The 19,562-nt window shown below is 67.9% G+C and carries 22 protein-coding genes; 11 read left to right on the forward strand and 11 right to left on the reverse strand.

Annotated elements, in window-relative coordinates:
• The first annotated feature begins 10 nt into the window (after window positions 1–10).
• Window positions 11–391 carry a DUF2200 domain-containing protein gene (locus ACJEIK_RS06370; protein WP_204158508.1) on the forward strand — a complete coding sequence of 127 codons (381 nt, stop codon included), beginning with the start codon at window positions 11–13 and terminating at the stop codon, window positions 389–391.
• On the opposite strand, the gene ACJEIK_RS06375 is transcribed toward ACJEIK_RS06370, so the two are convergent.
• Window positions 388–927: an LppP/LprE family lipoprotein gene (locus ACJEIK_RS06375; protein WP_061006180.1), complete on the reverse strand. Its 540-nt coding sequence runs from the start codon at window positions 925–927 to the stop codon at window positions 388–390. The genes ACJEIK_RS06370 and ACJEIK_RS06375 overlap by 4 nt on opposite strands.
• 111 nt (window positions 928–1,038) lie before the next feature.
• Between ACJEIK_RS06375 and ACJEIK_RS06380 the strand changes: the two genes are divergently transcribed.
• On the forward strand, window positions 1,039–2,925 hold the full coding sequence (locus tag ACJEIK_RS06380) for a DEAD/DEAH box helicase (RefSeq protein WP_061006169.1): 1,887 nt from the start codon (window positions 1,039–1,041) through the stop codon (window positions 2,923–2,925).
• Window positions 2,922–4,022, forward strand: a complete 1,101-nt coding sequence (locus ACJEIK_RS06385) for an acyltransferase (protein ID WP_135356703.1) — start codon at window positions 2,922–2,924, stop codon at window positions 4,020–4,022. The genes ACJEIK_RS06380 and ACJEIK_RS06385 overlap by 4 nt, the downstream gene beginning before the upstream one ends.
• Here the strand turns inward: ACJEIK_RS06385 and ACJEIK_RS06390 are convergent.
• Window positions 4,019–5,122 carry a DUF5685 family protein gene (locus ACJEIK_RS06390; protein WP_409431212.1) on the reverse strand — a complete coding sequence of 368 codons (1,104 nt, stop codon included), beginning with the start codon at window positions 5,120–5,122 and terminating at the stop codon, window positions 4,019–4,021. The two genes, ACJEIK_RS06385 and ACJEIK_RS06390, sit on opposite strands and share 4 nt — an antisense overlap.
• A gap of 97 nt (window positions 5,123–5,219) precedes the next feature.
• Between ACJEIK_RS06390 and ACJEIK_RS06395 the strand changes: the two genes are divergently transcribed.
• The gene (locus ACJEIK_RS06395; RefSeq protein WP_409431213.1) at window positions 5,220–5,945 is read left to right on the forward strand and encodes a siderophore-interacting protein; all 726 of its coding nucleotides are present in this window, start codon (window positions 5,220–5,222) and stop codon (window positions 5,943–5,945) included.
• Here the strand turns inward: ACJEIK_RS06395 and ACJEIK_RS06400 are convergent.
• The 3 genes from ACJEIK_RS06400 to ACJEIK_RS06410 are packed head-to-tail and all read right to left on the reverse strand — an operon-like array spanning window position 5,942 to window position 9,180.
• Window positions 5,942–6,514 (reverse strand): TetR/AcrR family transcriptional regulator, encoded by a 573-nt coding sequence (locus ACJEIK_RS06400; protein WP_135356706.1) that lies wholly within the window; start codon window positions 6,512–6,514, stop codon window positions 5,942–5,944. The genes ACJEIK_RS06395 and ACJEIK_RS06400 overlap by 4 nt on opposite strands.
• A complete protein-coding gene (locus ACJEIK_RS06405) occupies window positions 6,514–7,761 on the reverse strand; it encodes a cytochrome P450 (protein WP_409431214.1) in 1,248 nt (415 codons plus the stop codon). Before ACJEIK_RS06405 ends, ACJEIK_RS06400 begins: the two co-directional genes overlap by 1 nt.
• 54 nt (window positions 7,762–7,815) lie before the next feature.
• Window positions 7,816–9,180: an FAD-binding oxidoreductase gene (locus ACJEIK_RS06410; protein WP_409431215.1), complete on the reverse strand. Its 1,365-nt coding sequence runs from the start codon at window positions 9,178–9,180 to the stop codon at window positions 7,816–7,818.
• A 101-nt stretch (window positions 9,181–9,281) separates the two neighbouring features.
• Here ACJEIK_RS06410 and ACJEIK_RS06415 point away from each other — a divergent pair, with 101 nt between their 5' ends.
• The gene (locus tag ACJEIK_RS06415) at window positions 9,282–9,629 is read left to right on the forward strand and encodes a hypothetical protein (protein WP_409431216.1); all 348 of its coding nucleotides are present in this window, start codon (window positions 9,282–9,284) and stop codon (window positions 9,627–9,629) included.
• Here ACJEIK_RS06415 and ACJEIK_RS06420 read toward each other — a convergent pair.
• Complete coding sequence (locus tag ACJEIK_RS06420; RefSeq protein ID WP_234785446.1) at window positions 9,616–10,254, reverse strand: TetR/AcrR family transcriptional regulator; 639 nt, start codon at window positions 10,252–10,254, stop codon at window positions 9,616–9,618. The two genes, ACJEIK_RS06415 and ACJEIK_RS06420, sit on opposite strands and share 14 nt — an antisense overlap.
• An 80-nt stretch (window positions 10,255–10,334) precedes the next feature.
• Here ACJEIK_RS06420 and ACJEIK_RS06425 point away from each other — a divergent pair, with 80 nt between their 5' ends.
• The 3 genes from ACJEIK_RS06425 to ACJEIK_RS06435 are packed head-to-tail and all read left to right on the forward strand — an operon-like array spanning window position 10,335 to window position 13,197.
• Window positions 10,335–11,282: an oxygenase MpaB family protein gene (locus ACJEIK_RS06425; protein WP_409431217.1), complete on the forward strand. Its 948-nt coding sequence runs from the start codon at window positions 10,335–10,337 to the stop codon at window positions 11,280–11,282.
• A gap of 28 nt (window positions 11,283–11,310) precedes the next feature.
• The gene (locus ACJEIK_RS06430; RefSeq protein ID WP_409431218.1) at window positions 11,311–12,141 is read left to right on the forward strand and encodes a uracil-DNA glycosylase; all 831 of its coding nucleotides are present in this window, start codon (window positions 11,311–11,313) and stop codon (window positions 12,139–12,141) included.
• Between the two features lie 3 nt (window positions 12,142–12,144).
• The gene (locus ACJEIK_RS06435; protein WP_409431219.1) at window positions 12,145–13,197 is read left to right on the forward strand and encodes an LLM class flavin-dependent oxidoreductase; all 1,053 of its coding nucleotides are present in this window, start codon (window positions 12,145–12,147) and stop codon (window positions 13,195–13,197) included.
• Here the strand turns inward: ACJEIK_RS06435 and ACJEIK_RS06440 are convergent.
• The 3 genes from ACJEIK_RS06440 to ACJEIK_RS06450 form a co-directional block, all read right to left on the reverse strand.
• Window positions 13,194–13,640, reverse strand: a complete 447-nt coding sequence (locus tag ACJEIK_RS06440; protein WP_135357945.1) for a nitroreductase family deazaflavin-dependent oxidoreductase — start codon at window positions 13,638–13,640, stop codon at window positions 13,194–13,196. The two genes, ACJEIK_RS06435 and ACJEIK_RS06440, sit on opposite strands and share 4 nt — an antisense overlap.
• Window positions 13,637–14,083, reverse strand: coding sequence for an HIT family protein (locus ACJEIK_RS06445; protein WP_267324884.1), 447 nt, complete (start codon window positions 14,081–14,083; stop codon window positions 13,637–13,639). Before ACJEIK_RS06445 ends, ACJEIK_RS06440 begins: the two co-directional genes overlap by 4 nt.
• 83 nt (window positions 14,084–14,166) lie before the next feature.
• The gene (locus ACJEIK_RS06450) at window positions 14,167–14,634 is read right to left on the reverse strand and encodes a VOC family protein (protein WP_267324885.1); all 468 of its coding nucleotides are present in this window, start codon (window positions 14,632–14,634) and stop codon (window positions 14,167–14,169) included.
• 27 nt (window positions 14,635–14,661) lie between these two features.
• On the opposite strand from ACJEIK_RS06450, the gene ACJEIK_RS06455 reads away from it, so the two are divergent.
• Together ACJEIK_RS06455 and ACJEIK_RS06460 are read left to right on the forward strand one after the other, a co-directional pair.
• Entirely contained in the window at window positions 14,662–15,489 is an 828-nt protein-coding gene (locus ACJEIK_RS06455; RefSeq protein ID WP_267324886.1) for an AraC family transcriptional regulator, read from the forward strand.
• A 17-nt stretch (window positions 15,490–15,506) separates the two neighbouring features.
• Entirely contained in the window at window positions 15,507–16,883 is a 1,377-nt protein-coding gene (locus ACJEIK_RS06460) for an amidase (protein ID WP_267324887.1), read from the forward strand.
• On the opposite strand, the gene ACJEIK_RS06465 is transcribed toward ACJEIK_RS06460, so the two are convergent.
• Both ACJEIK_RS06465 and ACJEIK_RS06470 read right to left on the reverse strand, forming a co-directional pair.
• The gene (locus tag ACJEIK_RS06465; protein ID WP_267324888.1) at window positions 16,880–17,842 is read right to left on the reverse strand and encodes an esterase family protein; all 963 of its coding nucleotides are present in this window, start codon (window positions 17,840–17,842) and stop codon (window positions 16,880–16,882) included. The two genes, ACJEIK_RS06460 and ACJEIK_RS06465, sit on opposite strands and share 4 nt — an antisense overlap.
• A gap of 76 nt (window positions 17,843–17,918) precedes the next feature.
• Window positions 17,919–18,407 (reverse strand): DNA-deoxyinosine glycosylase, encoded by a 489-nt coding sequence (locus ACJEIK_RS06470; RefSeq protein ID WP_267324889.1) that lies wholly within the window; start codon window positions 18,405–18,407, stop codon window positions 17,919–17,921.
• A gap of 42 nt (window positions 18,408–18,449) precedes the next feature.
• On the opposite strand from ACJEIK_RS06470, the gene ACJEIK_RS06475 reads away from it, so the two are divergent.
• Window positions 18,450–19,529 (forward strand): adenylate/guanylate cyclase domain-containing protein, encoded by a 1,080-nt coding sequence (locus ACJEIK_RS06475; protein ID WP_061010184.1) that lies wholly within the window; start codon window positions 18,450–18,452, stop codon window positions 19,527–19,529.
• The last annotated feature ends 33 nt before the right edge of the window (window positions 19,530–19,562 follow it).

Here is a 19,562-nt window from a genome sequence, read left to right on the forward strand (position 1 = left end):
TCGCCACCATATGGCAGCCCGCCGACAGAGCGGGGTTACCTTGGCTGGAGTGAGCAGGATTTTCACCACGAGCGTCGCGTCGGTCTATCCCCACTACGTCAACAAGGTGGAGAAGAAGGGGCGCACCACCGCCGAACTCGACCAGGTCATCTGCTGGCTGACCGGCTTCGACCAGGCCACTCTGGCCGAACACCTGAAAGCGGAGACGACGTTCGAGGACTTCTTCGCCGCGGCGACGCTGAACCCGAACGCCGCGCTGATCACCGGCCTGGTGTGCGGCGTCCGCGTCGAGAATGTCGAGGACCCGCTGATGCGCAAAATCCGCTACCTGGACAAGCTGGTCGACGAGTTGGCCAAGGGCAAGGCCATGGAGAAGGTGCTGCGCACCTAGTGCGTGTTGCCGATCAGCTCGACGCCGTTGCCATTCCAGTGGAACCGCACGATGCTCTTGAGCCCGGTGCCCGGGTTGGTGTAGCTCAGGGCGACGGTGTCGCCGGTGGTCTGGGCCAGGTCGATGCCGTTGAATCCGTAGGTGTCGGGCACCCCCGTGGGGATCAGCTGGCCCAGGTGGAACATCACGGCGCGGGTGTTCGGCTGCTCGGCGTTGGTGTTCGCTTTCACAATCACCACCGACAGTGGCGCGCACTGGTTGTAGTTGCCGGCCAGCGGCTCGGGGCTCCAGCCCTGCTTGCTGCGGGGATCGGCCGGCAGCGTGGACACCGCCTTGGCGATGTCGGGCGCCGTGAGGCTGACGGCGCAGGGGTCGGCCGGGGCGGCGGTGGTCTTCGGACCTGCGACGACGGTCGGCGCGGCGGATTTCGTGGCGGCCGCCGGCGCGGTCGGGTCGGGGGTCTTGGAGGCGGTGGAGTCGCCCGACCCACAGGCGGACAGGCTTGCCGCCGCGAGTGCGGCCACCGCGATCGTCATCAGTTTCGGTTCGGCGCAGCGCACCCGGCCACCCTATAAGGCGGACCAGGGCGAGTCCGGTCAGCCATGCTGGGCGTACCTGGCCTGATAACCCTCTAGACTCCTTGCATAATGACGACGTCTTCACCCGAGGCCGACCCGGATTCGGGCGGCCCCACCACCACCGCTGATCCCGCTGCAGAAACCTCCGCCGACACCGGCGCCGAGGTCACGTTCGCCGACCTGAATATCCGGCCGGAGGTGCTGCGGGCACTGACCGATGTCGGATACGAATCACCGTCGCCCATCCAGGCGGCCACCATTCCCGCGATCCTCAACGGCTCCGACGTCGTCGGCCTCGCCCAGACCGGTACCGGCAAGACCGCCGCGTTCGCGGTCCCGGTGCTGTCCAAGATCGACCCGACCAGCCGCAACACGCAGTGTCTGGTGCTGGCGCCGACGCGCGAGCTGGCCCTGCAGGTGGCCGAGGCGTTCGGCAAGTACGGCGCGCACCTGAACGTCAACGTCCTGGCGATCTATGGCGGCTCGTCCTACACACCGCAGCTGGCCGGCCTCAAGCGCGGCGCGCAGGTCGTGGTGGGTACCCCGGGCCGCGTCATCGACCACCTGTCGAAGGGCAGCCTGGACCTCTCGCATCTGGACTACCTGGTGCTCGACGAGGCCGACGAGATGCTGCAGATGGGCTTCGCGGAGGACGTCGAGCGCATCCTGGCTGACACCCCGGAGTACAAGCAGGTCGCCCTGTTCTCGGCGACCATGCCGCCGGCCATCAAGAAGATCACAGCCCGGTACCTGCACGACCCGGTCGAAGTGACCATCAAGGCCAAGGCGCAGACGGCCGAGAACATCACGCAGCGTTACATCCAGGTGGCCGGCCCCCGCAAGATGGACGCCATCACGCGACTGCTCGAGGTCGAGCCGTTCGAGGCGATGATCGTCTTCGTCCGCACCAAGCAGGCCACCGAGGAAGTCGCCGAAAAGCTCAGGGCCCGTGGCTTTTCCGCGGCCGCGATCAATGGTGACATTCCGCAGGCAGTCCGTGAGCGCACCATCAACGGGCTCAAGGACGGTTCGATCGACATCCTGATCGCGACCGACGTCGCGGCGCGCGGCCTCGATGTCGAACGCATCTCGCACGTCCTGAACTACGACATCCCGCACGACCCCGAGTCGTACGTGCACCGCATCGGCCGGACCGGTCGCGCGGGTCGCTCGGGCACCGCGCTGCTGTTCGTCACGCCGCGTGAGCGGCACCTGCTCAACTCGATCGAGCGCGTCACCCGCAAGAAGCTCATCGAGTCCCAGCTGCCGTCGGTCGACGATGTCAACGCGCAGCGCGTGACCAAGTTCCGCGACGCCATCACCGACTCGCTCAGCGCGCCGGGCATCGAGCTGTTCCGCCGCCTGATCGAGGACTACGAGCGCGACAACAACGTGCCGCTGGCCGAGATCGCGGCGGCGCTCGCCGTACAGACCCAGGGCGGCGAAGAGTTCCTGATGAAGGAGCCGCCGCCGGAGAAGCGGCGCGAGCGTCCGGACCGCGACGACCGCGGGGATCGTGGCGATCGCGAGCGCAAGCCGCGCTCGACGCGTGACGACCTGGCCACCTACCGCATCGCGGTGGGCAAGCGGCACAAGGTGATTCCGGGCGCCATCGTCGGCGCCATCGCCAACGAGGGCGGCCTGAACCGCAGCGACTTCGGGCACATCAGCATCCGTGTCGACCACTCGCTGGTCGAGCTGCCCGCCAAGCTGAGCAAGGACACGCTCAAAAAGCTTGAGAACACCCGTATTTCGGGCCAGCTGATCCACCTGGAGCTGGACAAGGGCGGGCGCTCGGGTGGTTACGAGGATCGTGGCGGGCGCCCCGACCGGGGTTCGTACTCCGACCGTGGTGGCCGTCAGGACCGCGGACCGTACAAGGGCCGGGGTCGTGACGACGACCGGCGCGGTGGACACGGCGAAGGTCGAGGCGAGGGCAAGCGTAAGTACAAGTGACCCGGGTTGATTCGCTCACCGGGGTCCGTGCTGTCGCCGCACTGCTGGTGGTCTTGACCCACGCGGCCTTCACGACCGGCAAGTACACCCAGACCTATGTCGGGCTGATGTACTCACGCGCGGAGATCGGTGTGCCGATCTTCTTCGTGCTGTCGGGGTTCCTGTTGTTCACCCCGTGGGTGAAGGCGCTGGCTCGGGCCGACGCCGAAAAGCCCTACGACGCACCGTCGGTGCGGCGTTACGCCTGGCACCGGGTACGGCGGATCATGCCGGCGTATGTGGTGACGGTGTTGGCGGCCTACGCGCTGTATCACTTCCGGACGGCCGGCCCCAACCCCGGGCACACCTGGCTGGGGCTGTTGCGGAATCTCACGCTGACCCAGATTTACACCGACAACTACCTGTTCTCCTGGCTGCATCAGGGCCTCACCCAGATGTGGAGCCTGGCGGTGGAAGTTGCTTTCTACGTTGCCCTTCCGGTGTTGGCCTACCTGCTGATGGTGCTGCTGTGCCGGCGGCAGTGGCGGCCGGGCCGGCTGCTGGGCGCGTTGGGGGTACTGGCCGCGTCGAGCCTGGCATGGCTGACGCTGGTGCACACCACCGATTTCCTGCCCGACGGCGCCCGCCTCTGGTTGCCCACCTACCTGATCTGGTTCGTCGGCGGCATGCTGCTCTCGGTGCTGTCCGTGATGGGGGTGCGGGCCTACGGATTCCTGTGCATCCCACTGGCATTGGTCTGCTATCTCATCGCGTCCACGCCCATCGCCGGCGCGCCGACGACGTCGCCGGCGACGCTGGGGGAGAGCCTGTGGAAGGCGGTGCTCTACGCGTCGATCGCCACGTTGGTCGTCGCGCCGCTGGGCCTGGGGAACCGCGGCTGGTACGCGCGCCTGCTGGGGAGCAGGCTGATGGTGTTCCTCGGTGAGATCTCGTACGAGATCTTCCTGGTGCATCTGGTCATCATGGAACTGGTGATGGTCGAGGTGATGCACCAGCACATCTGGACGGGATCGACCTTCGCGCTGTTCACGCTAACGATGCTGTTCACCGTTCCGGCGTCGTGGCTGTTGCACCGGTTCACGCGGGTGCGGAACTAGGAACAGTCGCAGCAGTCGCAGCAGCCGTCACAACAGCAGCCGTCGCACTCGCAGCAGCCATCGCAGTCGCAGCAACAGCCGCTGCAGTCGCACGCGAAGCAGCCGTCGAACCAGCCCGCCTTGCGCTGGGCCTTCTCCTCGGGATTCTCTTCGCCCGTTTCGATTCCGACGACGTCGTCCAGCGGCAGCTCACCGGACGACGCCACCGGCGCGCCGGAGTCGGGCGGCACATCTGTCGCCGTGTAGCCCGCGTGGCTGAACGTCCGCGACACGGCCCGCCGTAACTCGCCCGTCAGCAGCCGGTGCACCAACCGTCCGTCGGTGAATTCGACGTCGGCCAGGGCGAGTTCGATGCCGAGCACCGCGTCGTCGCACATGGTCCGGACGTCGTCGATCGGGGTTGCAGTGGCGGCCACCGGATTCCACTTCCCGTGCACGCGGTCGTCGTGCAGATCCTCGACCGCGTCGAGCAGGTGCGCGACGCGCCCGAACAGCTGACCGACCTCGCGCAGCGGTTGGCTGTTCGCCGGCCGCCCGGCCAGCACCGCGGTGTGGGCGAACGCCGCGGCCACGGACGTCTCGGTGGGTTCGGTGACCGCGAGCAGTGAACTACCAGGTGCCGCAGCGGCTTCCAGTGACGCCTGCCGCCCGATGGCAGCCATCAGCACACCGGTGTCGAAGCCCATCGCGGTACCGACTTCAGTACCTTGACGCGACCACCGGTCGGCGATCCGTAGGGCCGCGGGCCGGACACCGGCCGCGGCGAACACGCCGTCACCGTCATCGACGTGGTCGCGCACCCGGGCCGCGGCGAGCACCAGTGAGACCACGGCCGCCAACCGGACCGACTCGCCTATCGCGACATCGGCCTTCCGCATGCCCCGCAACGGGCAGCGGCCGGCTTCCCGGCGTCCGGGCATGGCGGCGGACTGCGCCTCCACCAACGCCGACACCACCAGTCCGTCGTAGTTGGTCGCCACGCGGCCGCCCTGCCCGTAGTCGTCGCGAAGTGCGAGACACAGGCCGCACAACTGGGCGGTCCACACCGCCGCGAGTTCCTTACCGAGCCGATGCCGGCAGGGCCGGAGGATGCCGAACACGGCTTGAAGATAGCTGTGGCCAGCGCAGATCGCAGGCAATCAACCAACCCCATCAATTAGGTTATGCTGCCCTAAGAGTCCAATCGGAGGGTGATACATGACCGAGTCGAAGCCGTCGCGTGGAATCCAGGGCGCGCTGGTCAAACTGTGGCGGGGTGGCGACTACGAGCTGACCGTCACCGGCCGCACCCAGATCACCCCGAACTACCTGCGGCTGCACTTCACCACCGGGACCCTGTTGGACGAGCGACCGGTGCACCCGACCATGTGGGTCCGGGGCTGGTTCCCCGATGGCGACAAGGCGCACCAACGCGGTTACACGCTGGTCAACCCCGATCCGGCGGCCGGCACCACCGACATCGACTTCGCGCTGCATGACGGCCTGGCCACCCGCTGGGCCCAGGACGCCAAGCCCGGTGACACGCTCGAGGTGACGCTGCTCGGCAGCAGCTTCGAGTTGCCCGAGCCCGCGCCGGCCGGTTATGTGTTGGTCGGCGACGCCGCGTCGCTGCCGGCGATCAACTCGCTGCTGCACGCCATCGGCGAGGCGCCTGTCCAGGTGTATCTCGAGGCCGGCCACGACGACGACCGCGATCTCCAGGTGGGCACCGGCGCGCCGGGGCTGACGGTCACCTGGGTCGACCGCAAGAACAACGGCGAGGCGCTGGTCGAGACGGTGCGTGCCTCGGCATTCGACGCGTCCGACCACTTCGGCTGGGTGGCGTGCGACAACCGGACCACCCGGTCGGTGGTGAAGGTGCTGCGCGAGGATTACCAGATTCCGAAGAAGTCGATCAAGGCGCGGGCGTACTGGGAGGCCTAGTCGGCCGGAACCAGCTGAGGCACGACGAATTCGTCGATCATCGCGCGTTCGTCGTCTTCGTCGGCGCCGGGGAACATCAACAGCGACACCAGCATTCGGACCAGCCAGTTGGCCCGGCGGTGCGCGGCCTCGACCTCCAGCTCGGGCCACGATGCGGACAGGAACGCTGCCACCAGCCCGGTGATGACGTCGGACTGCGCCGCGACCTCGCCACCGATGGGCCGCTGGGTCGCGACGAACCACGATGACAGGGCAGGACTTTCTCGGACACTGCGCAGGGCGATCGCGACACCGTCGAGCAGTCGGGTGCGCGGGTCGGTGATGTCGGCGATCTGCTCGCCGACGTGAGCGAACACGCGGAACGCCTCGCGGTGCACGTAAGCCAGGTGGAGTACGTCGCGGTTCTCGTAGTACCGGTACAACGTGGCGCGGGAACAGCCTGCCGCCCTGGCGATTTCGAGCATCCCGACGGTCGCGGCGTCCTGCTCGGCGAACAGGCGGTCGGCTGCGTCCAGGATGGCCTCGGCCGCGACCTCGGTGCGTCGGCCGGCGAGCCAGTCGTTTGCCATCAGCCGATCGTAAACGGCACCGAAAGCGGGCGGCGCACGTAGCTGCCGCCGGCCCACTCGATGTTGTCCTCGTCGACGGTGAATTCCGGTATCCGGGAGAGCAGTTCGGTCAGTGCGACGCGGGACTGCATCCGCGCGGCCGCCGCGCCCAGGCAGTGGTGCGCGCCGTGGCTGAACGTAAGGATGTTGCGCGGGGCGCGCGTGACGTCCAATTCGCCTGCGTTGGGGCCGTATTGGCGTTCGTCGCGGTTGCCCGAACCGTAGAGCAGCAGGGCCTTGCGGCCGGCGGGGATGGTGGTGTCGCCGATGGTGACGTCGCGGGTGGTGGTGCGGGCCAGGCCCTGCACCGGTGAGGTGAGCCGGAGCAGTTCGTCGACGGATTCGGTGATGAGGTCCGGGTTTTCGACGAGCAGCCGGCGTTGATCGGGGTGCCGGTGCAGCAGTTGGACTGAGCCGCCCAGCATGCCGGTGGTGGTGTCGTTGCCGCCGGTGACCATGGTGAACGTGAACGCGAGTATCGACAGCACGCCGGTGATGTCGCCGTCGGCGCCGATGCCCGCGGCGACCAGGTGCGACACGGTGTCGTCTTCGGGCTCCTTGCGGCGGCGCTCGATCAGTCCGGTGAAGTACCCCATCATGTCGCCGAGCGCGCTGCCCAGCGTCTCGAGCGCACCGCCGAGGCCGCCCTCGGCGGTGTTGGCCGCGACGATGGCCTCGGTCCAGCCGTCGAACTGGTCGCGGTCTGCTTCGGGAACACCCAGGTAGTGCGCGACGACCATCGACGGCAGCGGCTTGAACAGCTCGGCCACGATGTCACCGCCGCCGGCGGCCTTCAGCGTCTCCAGCCGCTGCACGACGAACTCGCGGACCTTGGGCTCGACGGCCTCGACCTGGCGCGGCGTGAAGCCGCGCGACACGAGCTTGCGGAACTCGGTGTGCACGGGCGGGTCGGTCATCACCATTGGCGGGTTGTCCTGCAGGCCAATGAGTTCCAGTTCGCCGTAGTTGACGGTCAGGCCCTCTGCCGAGGAATACGTCTGGTGGTCGCGCGCCGCGGTCCAGATGTCGGCGTGCCGGGACAGCACGTAGTAGTCGGCGCCGGGATTGTCGGCGGGCACCACGTGGTGGACGGGATCGTGGTCGCGCAGGGACCGGTACATCGGCCAGGGGTCGACCCACCCGGCGGAATCGGCAAGCTGGAACGCCACGGGGGAGCCGGATGTCTCGTGAGACAAAATCGCCGTCATGTCTTATGTGTACGGCGGTGGACCTGATGTGTCAATGCCTGTTCGTGCCCCACATCAGATTCCCGCGCCCGGATTCAGGATGTTGTCGGGATCCAGCGCCGCTTTGATCCGGCGGTTCAGTTCCATGACCTCCGGGCCGAGTTGGCCGGCCAGCCAGGGCCGCTTGAGTCGCCCGACGCCGTGCTCACCGGTGATGGTGCCGCCCAGCGACACGGCCAGGTCCATGATCTCGCCGAACGCGATGTTGGCGCGCCGGGTGTTCTCGGCGTCGTTCGGGTCGTGCACGATCAGCGGGTGGGTGTTGCCGTCCCCGGCATGGGCGATCACCGAGATCAGCAGGTCGTGCCTTTGGGCGATCTCACCCACGCCGTCGACCAGGTCCGCCAGCGCGGGGAGTGGCACACCGACGTCCTCCAGGAGCAGTGGGCCCTTGGCTTCCACGGCCGGGATCGCGAACCGCCGGGCGGCCACGAAGGCCTCGCCCTCGTCGGGGTCATCGGTCGAGAACACCTCTGTCGCACCGGCTTCGGTGAACACGCGGGCCATGAACTCGGTGTCCTCGACGCCCGCCGGACCACGGTCGTCGGAGGCCGCCACCAGCATGGCCTTGGCCTTGCGGTCCAAGCCCATCTTGAGCTTGTCCTCGACCGCGTTGATGGCGACGTCGTCCATGAACTCCAGCATCGACGGGCGAATCCGGCCGGTGACGGTCACGACGGCGTCGGCCGCCGCGCGCACCGAGTCGAAGCTCGCCACCACGGTGCAGCCGCGGTGCTGTGGCGGCAGCAGCCGCAGTGTCGCCTCGGTGACGATGCCGAGGGTGCCCTCGCTGCCGACGAACAGTTTGGTGAGGCTCAGTCCCGCAACGTCTTTCAGGCGCGGCCCGCCGAGCCGGACCGCGGTGCCGTCGGCCAGGACGACCTGCAGGCCCAGCACGTAGTCGGTGGTGACGCCGTATTTCACGCAGCACAGGCCACCGGCGTTGGTGGCGACGTTGCCGCCGATGCTGCAGATTTCGAACGACGACGGATCGGGTGGGTACCAGAGCCCGTGCGCGGCAACGGCTTTCTTCACCTCGGCGTTGAGCAGACCGGGTTGCACGACGGCGGTGCGGGTCGCCGTGTCGACGACGATGTCGCGCATCCGTTCGGTGGTCAGCACGATGCCGCCGTCGACCGCGGTCGCGCCGCCGGAGAGGCTGGTGCCGGCACCGCGCGGCACCACCGCGATCTTGTGTTCGTTGGCCCACCGCAGGACCGTCTGCACCTCTTCGGTGCTGCGCGGCCGCACGACCGCGATGGGGGTGCCGGCGTCGGGATCCAGTGCCCGGTCCTGACGGTAGGACGCGACGATGTCCGGATCGGTGACGACGGCGTCGGCGGGCAGGTCGGCGAGAAGGCTCGGCAGCGCGGTGTGCACGGGGCAAGTCTAGGAGCCGCCTGCCGACCAGCTACGGAGCGCGTCATATTCCGTGGGTATTAATCCCATGTAACGGCCGTGTTACCGGTATCCTCAGCAATGTGTACAGCAAGGCCTTGTTGGCCGAGATGGAGGCGCTGCGCGACAGCCGTCGCGGGGCGCATGTGTCTGCGACCGCGATCGAGCTCCATGTGCGCGCCGTGAGCCATAGCGTGCGCACGCGCCGCCCGGCTTTCGTGGCCGATGCAGCGCTCGATCTGATCGCGTCAGGTTCGGTGACAACCGTTGCCGCACTGGAGCTTTGGATGGCGGGTCTGTGGCAGCGGGTGCCTGGGGGCTACCTGATCGACGACCGTGAACTGATCGCCCACCTGTCGTCGGGTCCGGTGCGGCGCTGGGTGCGCCGGGTGTGGCTGAAGCTCAACAGCGAGTCGGTCATCCCGTTCTGACGGCACCGGCAGTTGTGCGGACTCCGCGTAATGCGGCAAACAACAGGTCGTTCAGCATGTCGATCAGATCGTCCCGGTCGACGGTGATCGCCCCGACGAGGACCGCGGTGAGCGTCTCACCGACCCCGCCGATGACGAACTGCGCCGCCAGCTGCAGATCGAGTGGTCGCAGTTCGGAGCCGGATTCATTCAGTCCGGCGACGATGCCCGCGAACCGCTGAGCCTCGGCGAGGCGGCGTGGGCCGAGGACGGGTGAGGAGCCGGACTCGATCAGGACCACGCGGCCCTTGCGCGCATCGGTCAGCAAGAGATCGGCCAGTGCCCCGAGTGCCGCGCGTGAGCGAGCGCGCGGACCGCCGTCGGTATCGGCGATCGCGGCGAGTCCGTGCTCTTCCAGTTCGGCCACGATGTCGTTGAATACCGCGATGTGCAGGTCTTCGATCGTGGGAAACGACTCGGCGAAGTAGCGGGCCGCGAGGCCGGCTTGTTCTGCTACGCCACGCAGGGTGGTCGCGGGGATGCCCTTGGTGCCCATCAGCTCGAGTCCGGCGGCGACGAACCGACGCCGTCGCTCGGCGATGCGGTCGGCGCCGCTGAGGCCGCCGTAGTGCCGTGACCCACTCACGAAACCAATCTTGACACAGGTGTGGACAGATGGTTGCCTGCTCTTATCTATCAACGCTTGATGACAGATTGGATGTGCTCATGACCAGCACGGCAGCACCTGCCCCGGCGGTAATCGAGCCATGGCAGCCCGGTCAGCCGCATGCTGAGCTGGCGGCCGACGTCCGGTGGTGGTTGGGCTCGCCGCTGAGCCTCGGACTCTTCGGCCGGCTGGCCCTCGACCAGGTGGCGTACCGTCCTGTCGCCGCGGCGGTCGACCGTTCAGGGCGGTTCCAGGAGAACTTCACCGACCGCGGCATCCGGTCACTGACGTACGGCATGTTGATGTTGTTCGGCGATGAGGCGGACCGCCGCTTCGACACCGAGGAACTCAAGCGCCTTCACGCCGCGGTGAAGGGCACCGGCAACGGCGAGTTCGCCGACACCAGGTTCAGTGCGCTCGACCCCGACCTATGGAAGTGGATCGCGGTGAGTGGATTGAATGTCCTCTATCGGGGATACCTCGCCGTGTGTGGGCGTGATCTCGACGCGGCGGAACGCGAAGTCGTCTACCAGACCACCCGCTGGATGCTGAGCTACCTTGAGCTGCCCAGCGCGCGGGCCAAACTGCCCGAGACCCTGGCTGACATGGAGGCGTACTACGACCGCGTCGCCGAACAGCACCTGGCGGACAACGCATTTCTGCAATATGCCGACGAAAGCTTCGACACGTTGCCCGTGCCGGCCTCGCTCCCCAAGCAACTGCGGGTGCTCCTGCTGCCGCTGTGGAACGTGGTGACACCGATGGCGTTGCGGGTCCCGAAGGTGCTTGGCCGGCGCCACGCCCACCCGAAGATGCGGGAATTGCTCGACATTCGATCGACACCCGTGACGCGCCTGGAATATGCGCTGTATCTGAAGGCGTCGCAGCTGGCCTGGCGGTATCTGCCACGCGCCGTCGTCCTTGATCCGTTGGCGTACAACCGGTACCGCTACGAACGGCTGCGGTCGACGTACCACGGCGTGCAATTGGACAGCTTCGCCGCTTAGCCGCGCCGCGTAGGGGCAGAATCTTGGGGTGCTGCCACATCCCCGAACCGGAGTGTTGTTCCCGTCCCCGGTCCCGGCCGGTTCGGGCTGGCCCGGGGATCCCGCTGACGCCGGCACCCCCGTCGCCCGTACCGCGGCGCAGGTTCGGGCCAGGGCCCGCCGCTGCACCGAGGTGGCTGACCTCGACGCTCAGGTTTCGGTGTGTCGTGCGTGCCCGCGCCTGGTCACGTGGCGTGAGGACGTCGCGATGCGGACGGTGGCCAAGCGCAAGGCCTACGCCGGTGAGCCGTACTGGGGCCGGCCGGCGCCGGGGCTCGGCGTGGATCGGCCGCGTATCTGGGTGCTGGGTTTGGCGCCGGCCGCGCACGGTGCCAACCGGACCGGCCGGGTGTTCACGGGTGACCGGTCGGGCGACTTTCTCTTCGCTTCGTTGCACCGCGTCGGCCTGGCCAGCAGCGCCGCGAGCATCGATGCGGCAGATGGATTGACCCTCAAGGATATTCGGGTGGTCGCCGCGGTCCGGTGCGCGCCGCCGGACAACGCGCCGACGCCGGAGGAACGTCTCACCTGCGAGCCGTGGCTGAGCGCGGAGTGGCGGTTGACAGGCCAGGACGTCCGGGTCGTCGTCGCACTCGGTGGCTTCGCCTGGAAGGCCGCGCTGGAGTTGACGGGAGCGGGGCGGCCGTATCCGAAGTTCGGTCACGGCGCGCTGGCGGCGCTTCCCGACGGGCGGAGCCTCCTTGGCTGCTACCACCCGAGCCAGCAGAACACCTTCACCGGCAGGCTCACCCCGGCCATGCTGGACGATGTGTTCATCACGGCCAAGGGAATCGCATCCCGCCCGGAAGGGTTGGATTAGATCGTGCAGTTGTCTGTCCTCGATCTCGTCCCGGTCCGTAGCGACCAGTCCACCGTCGACGCCTTCGCCGCCACCGTGCGCCTCGCCAAGGTCGCCGATGAGCTGGGCTACACGCGCTATTGGGTGGCCGAGCACCACAACATGCCCGCGGTCGCCGCGACCAGTCCGCCCGTCGTCCTGGGCTACCTGGCCGCGCAGACCGCGCGAATCCGGCTGGGCTCGGGCGGCGTGATGCTGCCCAACCACGCGCCGTTGGCGGTTGCCGAGCAGTTCGCGCTCCTGGAGGCGGCGGCCCCGGGCCGCATCGACCTCGGTGTCGGCCGTGCACCGGGGACCGACCCCGTCACCTCGATCGCGCTGCGCGGCCCGGCCGGACGCACCGACGAGGACATCCACCGCTTTCCCGAGTACCTCGACGACGTCGTCGCGCTGATGAGCCCCGGCGGCGTCAAGGTGTCCCTCGAGGGGCGAAACCTGTTGGACAAGAACTACATCCTGAAGGCCACCCCGTCGGCGGTGAGCCCGCCGAAACTGTGGCTGCTGGGCTCGTCGATGTATTCGGCGCACCTCGCCGCAGCCAAGGGGCTGCCGTACGTGTTCGCCCATCACTTCTCCGGCCAAGGCACCGAGGAAGCACTGGCCACGTATCGCGAAGAGTTCCGGCCCAGCGAATTCGCCGACAAGCCAACCACGTTCATGACCGTCAACGCCTGCGTGGCCGAGACGCGCGACGAGGCCGAACAGCTGATCCGCCCCAACCTGCAGATGATGGCGTGGCTGCGCACCGGCGAGCCGCTACGTGCGCTGGACCTGGTCGAGGACTCGGAGCACAACGAGCTCACCGCGACGCAGCAGGCCATCGTCGCCGCGGGAATGGAGCGGGCCGTCGTCGGCGCCCCGGCGGAGGCCGCGGACCAAATCCGGCGGCTGGCATCACATTTCGGGGTCGACGAGGTGATGGTCAGCCCCGTCGCCGCCGCGCACCGGGGCTGCGATCCAGCCACCGCCCCGGCTCGCGAGACGACGCTACGGCTGCTCGCCGAGCAGCTGCTCTAGCGGGGCGTCAGCGCGACCACCGGGATGGGCCGGGTGGTGCGCTTCTGATAGCCCGCGTACCGGTTGGCGTTGTTCTTGTTCACGACCTGCCACAGCCGCCCGTAGTCGGGGTCGTCCCTGCCGACGACGCGGGCCGTGACCGGGATTCGCTTTGTCCCGACGTTGATTTCGATCTCGGGGTTGGCCTTCAGGTTGAAGTACCAGCCGGGCGCCGTCGGCTCGCCGCCCTTGGACGCGACCACCAGATAGGCGTCGCCGTCTTTGGCGTAGGTCAGCGACGTGGTGCGCGCCAGGCCCGTCTTGGCGCCGACGGTGTGCAGCAGCAGGCTCGGTGGCACACCGGGGAACTGGTGTCCGATCCGGCCCTCGGTCTTCTGGTAGATCCGGTCGTGCATCTTCAGCAACGGGAGGCCGAGGTATTTCTCCCACAGGGGCATACTCATGTGCTCAAGTCTGCCTGCGGATCAGAAAGGCGCGCCACCGCCTCCAGTAGGATCTTTCCGCTGGTTTCCCGGTCCGGATCGCGGCGCAACAGCATGCCCTTGGCGAACGCCAGTTTGTCGCCTGACTTGCGCGGGACGACGTGCAGATGGATGTGGAACACCGTCTGAAATGCGGCTTTGCCGTCGTTGATCGCGATGTTGTTGCCGTCGGCATGCAGCCCGGACTCACGCGACGCCTGCGCGATGCGCTGACCGAGTTTGGCCATGCCGGCCACCACGTCCGGCGGGGTGTCGACCAGGTTCTCGTAGTGCTGTTTGGGGACCACCAGAGTGTGGCCGCGCGAGAACGGGCGGATGTCCAGGAACGCCACGTAGTCGGCGTCTTCGTAGACGCGCACCGCGGGCGCCTTTCCGGCGATGATGTCGCAGAACACACAGGCCATCACTTCACGGTAGGCCAGCTCGCTCGCTCAGCGACCGTCGCATCCCACAACGTCGCTTGCACCTCGCCTCTGGATCGTGCGACTCAGACGTTGCTCGCCGCCCACTCCGACAACCGGCGGTCGCGCTCTGCGGCGTCGACGTCTTCGACCCGCGTCATCACCGCCCAGCGCTGACCGAACGGGTCGACGATCGACGCGAACCGGTCACCGGTGACGAAAGTCTGTGTCGCCTCCCGGATCGTCGCACCGGCGCGCTCGGCCCGCTCGACCACCGCGTCGACATCGGGGCAGTACAGCACCACTGAATGCGTGACCGGACCGCTGCGCGGTGGCGCGATCAGTTCGTAATCGGGATTGGGATCGGACAATTGCAGCCGGCCGGTACCGAAGTCCAGCTCGGCGTGTGCCACGGTGCCGTCACTCGCGTCCATCTTCTCGATGAGCCGGGCACCGAACACCTCGACGTAGAAGTCGATCGCGGCGGCAGCTCCATCGATCACCAGGAACGGGGTGAGGCTGGTGTAGCCCTGGGGAATTGGTTGCACGCTCATGGCACCCAGTTTCGTAGGGTCAGTGGTGTGGTGGCTTGGAAAAACCCGACACCAGCTCCGAAGCTGGGTGTGGTGGGCCGTGCCAACACCGGCTCGGTGTTCGACCTGCAGCAGTGGCAGCCGTCCGCCGCGGCAGCGGCCTGGGTCGAGAACTTCTGGTCCGTCACTTGGGATTTACGGGGCGCCGAGCCCTTCGACAGCACCGTCATCACCTTTCCCGCCGTGCACCTGACGCACGAATGGGGCACCGACAACGTTCGGCACGGTCAGCGCTTGCCGGCGACGCTGGTGCACGGCGTGGTCGAGCGGGTGTTCACCACCACGCTCACCGGGTCGGGTTCGGTGGTGGGGGTGCGGTTCCGGCCCGGCGGCTTCGCGGCCCGGTTCGGCCGGGACGCCGGCACTCTGACCGGCCGGGTGCTCCCCATTGACGACGAATTGCTTGGTACCCCAGCATCTTTCCCCGACGACATCGCCCGGGCCGCGGCGGCGATGGACGACGTGATCGGCAACCACACCGGCGTGGACCCCACCTATCGTGACCTGTTGAAATTGCTCGACCGGGTCCGTGCGGATCCACAGCTACACCGCGTCGAACAGGTGATGGCGCTGTCGACCTGGAGTGAGCGGACCACCCAGCGGGTGTTCCGCCGTTACGTCGGAGTGCCGGTGAAATGGGTGCTGTGCCGCTACCGCCTGCAGCACGCGGCGCTGCAGATCGAGACGGTGCCGGACCTCGACTTCGCCGACCTGGCGGTCCGGTTGGGGTGGTACGACCAGGCGCATTTCAGCAACGACTTCCGCGCCATGCTCGGCTGCACCCCGGGGGAGTACGCCACAAAACATCGCCGGTGATGGGTAATCTGCGCCGCATGGACCCTCGTGAGCTGGCGTTCGCCGGTGCAGCCGAACAAGCCAGGATGCTCGCCGCCGGCGCGGTGACCGCACCCGAACTCGTCGAGCTGTACCTGGACCGGATCGCGCGCATCGATTCCGAATTACGTTGTTATCGAACAGTTCTGGCCGAGAACGCCAGGGCCCAGGCGCGAGCCGCACAGGACCGGCTGGACGCGGGGGAACGGCTGCCGCTGCTCGGGGTGCCGATCACCGTCAAGGACGACACCGACGTGGCGGGTGAGGTGACCACGTTCGGCAGCAGCGCGCACGGTCCGGCCGCCACCGCGGACGCCGAGGTGATCCGCCGACTGCGCGCCGCCGGCGCGGTGATCCTGGGCAAGACCACGGTGCCCGAGATGATGATCTGGCCGTTCACCGAGACGCTGACCTACGGCGCGACGCGGAACCCCTGGAATCCGGGATACGCACCGGGCGGCAGTAGCGGCGGCAGTGGCACCGCCGTCGCGGCCGGGCTGGCGGCGATGGCACTGGGATCGGACGGGATGGGCTCGATCCGGATTCCCGCCACCTGGTGCGGGTTGTTCGGCATCAAACCGCAGCGGGACCGGGTGCCCATGAGTCCGCACGACGATTCGTGGTGCGGCCTGGTCACCTACGGGCCACTGGCCCGCACCGTCGAAGACGCAGCCCTGTTCCTCGACGCCACCACCGACGGTGGCTTCGTGGACGCCGCCCGGCGGGCACCCGGACGCTTGCGGATTGCGTTGAGCACCAAGGTGCCACCGTTGGTGACGGCACGGGTCGGCGCCGCGCAGCGCGCCGCGGTGGAGCAGGCCGGTGCGTTGCTGCGCGAACTGGGGCACGACGTCGTCCATCGCGATCCCGACTACCCGCGGGCGGCGGTGTACGGCCACGCCCTGCCGCGCTACTTCCGCGGGGTCTACGACGACGTCTCCGCGCTGCCGCACCCGGAGCGCCTGGACCGTCGGACCCGGGCCTTCGCCAGGATCGGTGGGCTGATCTCGCCGCGACGGATCGATGCGATCCGCGCCGGCGAACCCGCACTCGCCGCCCGGGTGCAGTCGGTGTTCGACACCGTCGACGTCGTGATCACGCCCGGGACGGCGACCGGACCGTCTCGGATCGGGCAATATCAGCGTCGCGGCGCCGTCTCGACCCTCGCGTCGGTAGCCGCGCGGGTGCCCTTCCAGGCCATGCTCAACGTCACCGGTCAGCCGGCGGCCGTCGTGCCCTGGGGGTCGGACGCCAACGGCATTCCGACGTCGATTCAGTTGGTGGGCAGGCCTTTTGACGAGGCGACGCTGCTGTCGCTGAGTGCGCAGCTCGAGGTTGCGCGGCCCTGGGCGGGCCGGCGGCCTCCGGTCGGTTAGCGCGCGCCGAGCGCGGCCTGGATGTCCGGTTTCATCTGCTGGAGCTGCTGACCCCAGTAGGCCCAGGTGTGGGTGCCTGTCGGCGGGAAGTTGAAGGTGGCGTTGTGCCCGCCCGCCGCCTGGTACGCGCCCTGGAATTTGGTGTTCGACGCGAGCGTGAAACTCTCCAGGAACTGCTGTGGCACACCACTTGTCGCGCCCGCAAGATCGTCCGGCGTGCCGGTGCCGCAGTACACCCAGAGGCGGGCGCCGGACGAGGCGATCCTGCCGACGTTGACCGTCGGGTCGTTGCGCGCCCACGCCGGATCACCGGGCGGCCCCCACATGGCGCCGGGGTTGAAGCCGCCGGAGTCGTTCATCGCCAGCCCGACCATCGACGGCCAGAACGAGTCGGACAGGTTCAGGAATCCGGACAGCGAGCCCGCATACCGGAACTTGTCGGGATGGTCCGCCACATAGATCAGTGCGGTCGAGCCGCTCATCGACAGCCCGACGACCGCGTTGCCACCGGTCGAGATGTGTTTGTTGGCGGCCAACCACGCCGGCAGTTCACTCGTCAGGAAGGTTTCCCACTTGTAGGTCTGGGTGGTGCCGTTGCCGACGGCCGGTTGGTACCAGTCGGTGTAGAAGCTCGACATGCCGCCGACCGGCATCACGACGGACAGGCCGGAGCCGTTGTACCACTCGAAGGCCGGGGTGTTGATGTCCCAGCCGTTGGTGTCGTCCTGGGCGCGCAGACCGTCCAGCAGGTAGAGGGCGTGCGGACCGCCGGCCTGGAATTCGACCTTTATGTCGCGGCCCATGGCCGCCGACGGCACGTTGAGGTATTCGACGGGTAGTCCTGGTCGGGAGAATGCGCCGGCCGGTGTCGCCGTGAAGAGGCCACCGAGCGTCAGCGCCGTGAGCGCCGCACCCAGAAACTTCGTGAATCCCGGCAGGTTATTGGCAATGCGTGACATGGGTAAACCCCCTGGGTCCGGATGCGGATACACACCGCATCCGCGCGGCATACCCTCGTCGGCCAGGGTGAAACGCTCAGCGGACGACTTGCCATACCGCGAGTTTGTCGGCGAACGACATGGTCAGCGCGCCACTGCTCGACGGCAGCCGGGCGGCGGGCAGCGCGATGTCGGCCTGCTGAAACAACGTGTACGCCGTCAGCCCGTTGACGAAGCTCCGTTCGACCGTCGGGTGCTCCGCCAGGAACGTATGGAAATCGTTGAGCACCAACGTCTTCCGGTCGATGTTCGCATCCAGGCTGCCGACGCGCCGGCAGCTGTGCACGACGTCCCACAGCGCCACCCCGGCGTCGGTGACGGCCTCGATGCGGGCGGCGTAGGGCAGTTCCGCGTCGAATCCGACGACCGAGCCGAGTAGCCGCCAGAACTGGTTGCGGGTGTTGGCGTAGTACTCGCCGGTGTCGAGTGACTTCTCGCTGGGAAACGAGCCAAGGATCAGCACTCGTGGGTTGGCGCCGACGATTGCCGGCAGCCCCGTGCGGAGCGGCATCTCTGGCTCGGTCATGTGCCCATTCTGCGGGGCTGGCGGGCGCGATAGGTTGGCCGGGTGAGCGAACAAGCTGCCGAGCCGGTTGACCGTGAAGAGCTGACCGACTGGCTGCTGTCCGAAGGCTTCAGCGAAAAAGAGATCGACGAGTCGTTCGCACCGACGCTGTTGCCCGCCCGGCGCGCCCTCGGCGATGACGGGGTTCGGCTGTCGGCGCGGGACATCGCGGCCCGATGGGACATGGATATCGATCTGCTGCAACGGATTCTGCACGCGGCGGGCCGGCCCCGGTCCGATGACCCCACTGCCGCGCTGTACCTGACGGCGGACAGTCAGCTCGTCGGCTATGCGCAGCAGTGCCTGGGCTTGGGTCTGCCGCTCGAGCAGGTCATCGCCGTGGTTCAGGTGATGACGGACGGTTTCGCGAAAACTGTCGAGGTCATGCAGTTCGCGGCGCTGTCCGCGATCCTCCAGACCGACGCGACCGAGTTGGAGAACGCCAAGGCTGTCGCCGCGCTGACCGGATTCGTCGCGCCACTGCTGGGTCCGATGGCCCAGGACATGCTTCGCACACAGATGCTGCACGCGCTGCTGCAGCAGGAGGTCGCCGCCACCGAGCGGCTGACTGGGCCGGCGCTGCCGGGTGCGGGCCTCGTGTCGATCGCCTTCGCCGATCTCGTCGGTTTCACCAGCCTGGGCGAGGAACTGCCGCCCGAAGGACTGGAGCGGCTGTCGCAGCGGCTGGCTGATCTGGCGCGCACACTTGCCCAGCCACCCGTCCGGTTCATCAAGACCATCGGCGACGAGGTCATGCTCGTCAGCCCCGAACCGGTGCCGCTGCTGAACATGATTCTGGACCTCGTCGACGCGGCCGAAGCCGATGAGAGCCTGCCGCGGCTCAAGGCCGGCATGGCGACGGGAATGGCCGTGAGCCGGGCCGGGGACTGGTTCGGCGGTGCGGTCAACAAAGCCAGCCGAGTGACCGGGGTCGCCCGACCGGGGGCCGTGCTGCTGGCCGATTCGGCGCGGGAGGCAATTGGTGACGCAGCCGGTTTCGAATGGTCATTCGCCGGTGCGCGACGGCTGAAAGGCATCCGTGACGAGGTGAAACTGTTCCGCGCCCGCCGCGGCGAGGAGTAGCCGCGGCGCCGGTACCAGACGTGCACCGGCTTG

The organism is Mycobacterium sp. SMC-16 (assembly GCF_046250085.1).
In the GTDB taxonomy this organism is placed as follows: Bacteria; Actinomycetota; Actinomycetes; order Mycobacteriales; family Mycobacteriaceae; genus Mycobacterium; species Mycobacterium phocaicum.

Excerpts from the sequence above, each read along its gene's own strand:
- ACJEIK_RS06405 (WP_409431214.1), bottom strand. The coding sequence starts at position 7,761 with ATGACGGCGATTTTGTCTCACGAGACATCCGGCTCCCCCGTGGCGTTC.
- ACJEIK_RS06450 (WP_267324885.1), bottom strand. The coding sequence starts at position 14,634 with ATGAGCGTGCAACCAATTCCCCAGGGCTACACCAGCCTCACCCCGTTC.
- ACJEIK_RS06445 (WP_267324884.1), bottom strand. The coding sequence starts at position 14,083 with ATGGCCTGTGTGTTCTGCGACATCATCGCCGGAAAGGCGCCCGCGGTG.
- ACJEIK_RS06425 (WP_409431217.1), top strand. The coding sequence starts at position 10,335 with ATGACCAGCACGGCAGCACCTGCCCCGGCGGTAATCGAGCCATGGCAG.
- ACJEIK_RS06380 (WP_061006169.1), top strand. The coding sequence starts at position 1,039 with ATGACGACGTCTTCACCCGAGGCCGACCCGGATTCGGGCGGCCCCACC.
- ACJEIK_RS06395 (WP_409431213.1), top strand. The coding sequence starts at position 5,220 with ATGACCGAGTCGAAGCCGTCGCGTGGAATCCAGGGCGCGCTGGTCAAA.
- ACJEIK_RS06375 (WP_061006180.1), bottom strand. The coding sequence starts at position 927 with ATGACGATCGCGGTGGCCGCACTCGCGGCGGCAAGCCTGTCCGCCTGT.
- ACJEIK_RS06460 (WP_267324887.1), top strand. The coding sequence starts at position 15,507 with ATGGACCCTCGTGAGCTGGCGTTCGCCGGTGCAGCCGAACAAGCCAGG.
- ACJEIK_RS06370 (WP_204158508.1), top strand. The coding sequence starts at position 11 with ATGGCAGCCCGCCGACAGAGCGGGGTTACCTTGGCTGGAGTGAGCAGG.
- ACJEIK_RS06470 (WP_267324889.1), bottom strand. The coding sequence starts at position 18,407 with ATGACCGAGCCAGAGATGCCGCTCCGCACGGGGCTGCCGGCAATCGTC.
- ACJEIK_RS06440 (WP_135357945.1), bottom strand. The coding sequence starts at position 13,640 with ATGAGTATGCCCCTGTGGGAGAAATACCTCGGCCTCCCGTTGCTGAAG.
- ACJEIK_RS06465 (WP_267324888.1), bottom strand. The coding sequence starts at position 17,842 with ATGTCACGCATTGCCAATAACCTGCCGGGATTCACGAAGTTTCTGGGT.
- ACJEIK_RS06400 (WP_135356706.1), bottom strand. The coding sequence starts at position 6,514 with ATGGCAAACGACTGGCTCGCCGGCCGACGCACCGAGGTCGCGGCCGAG.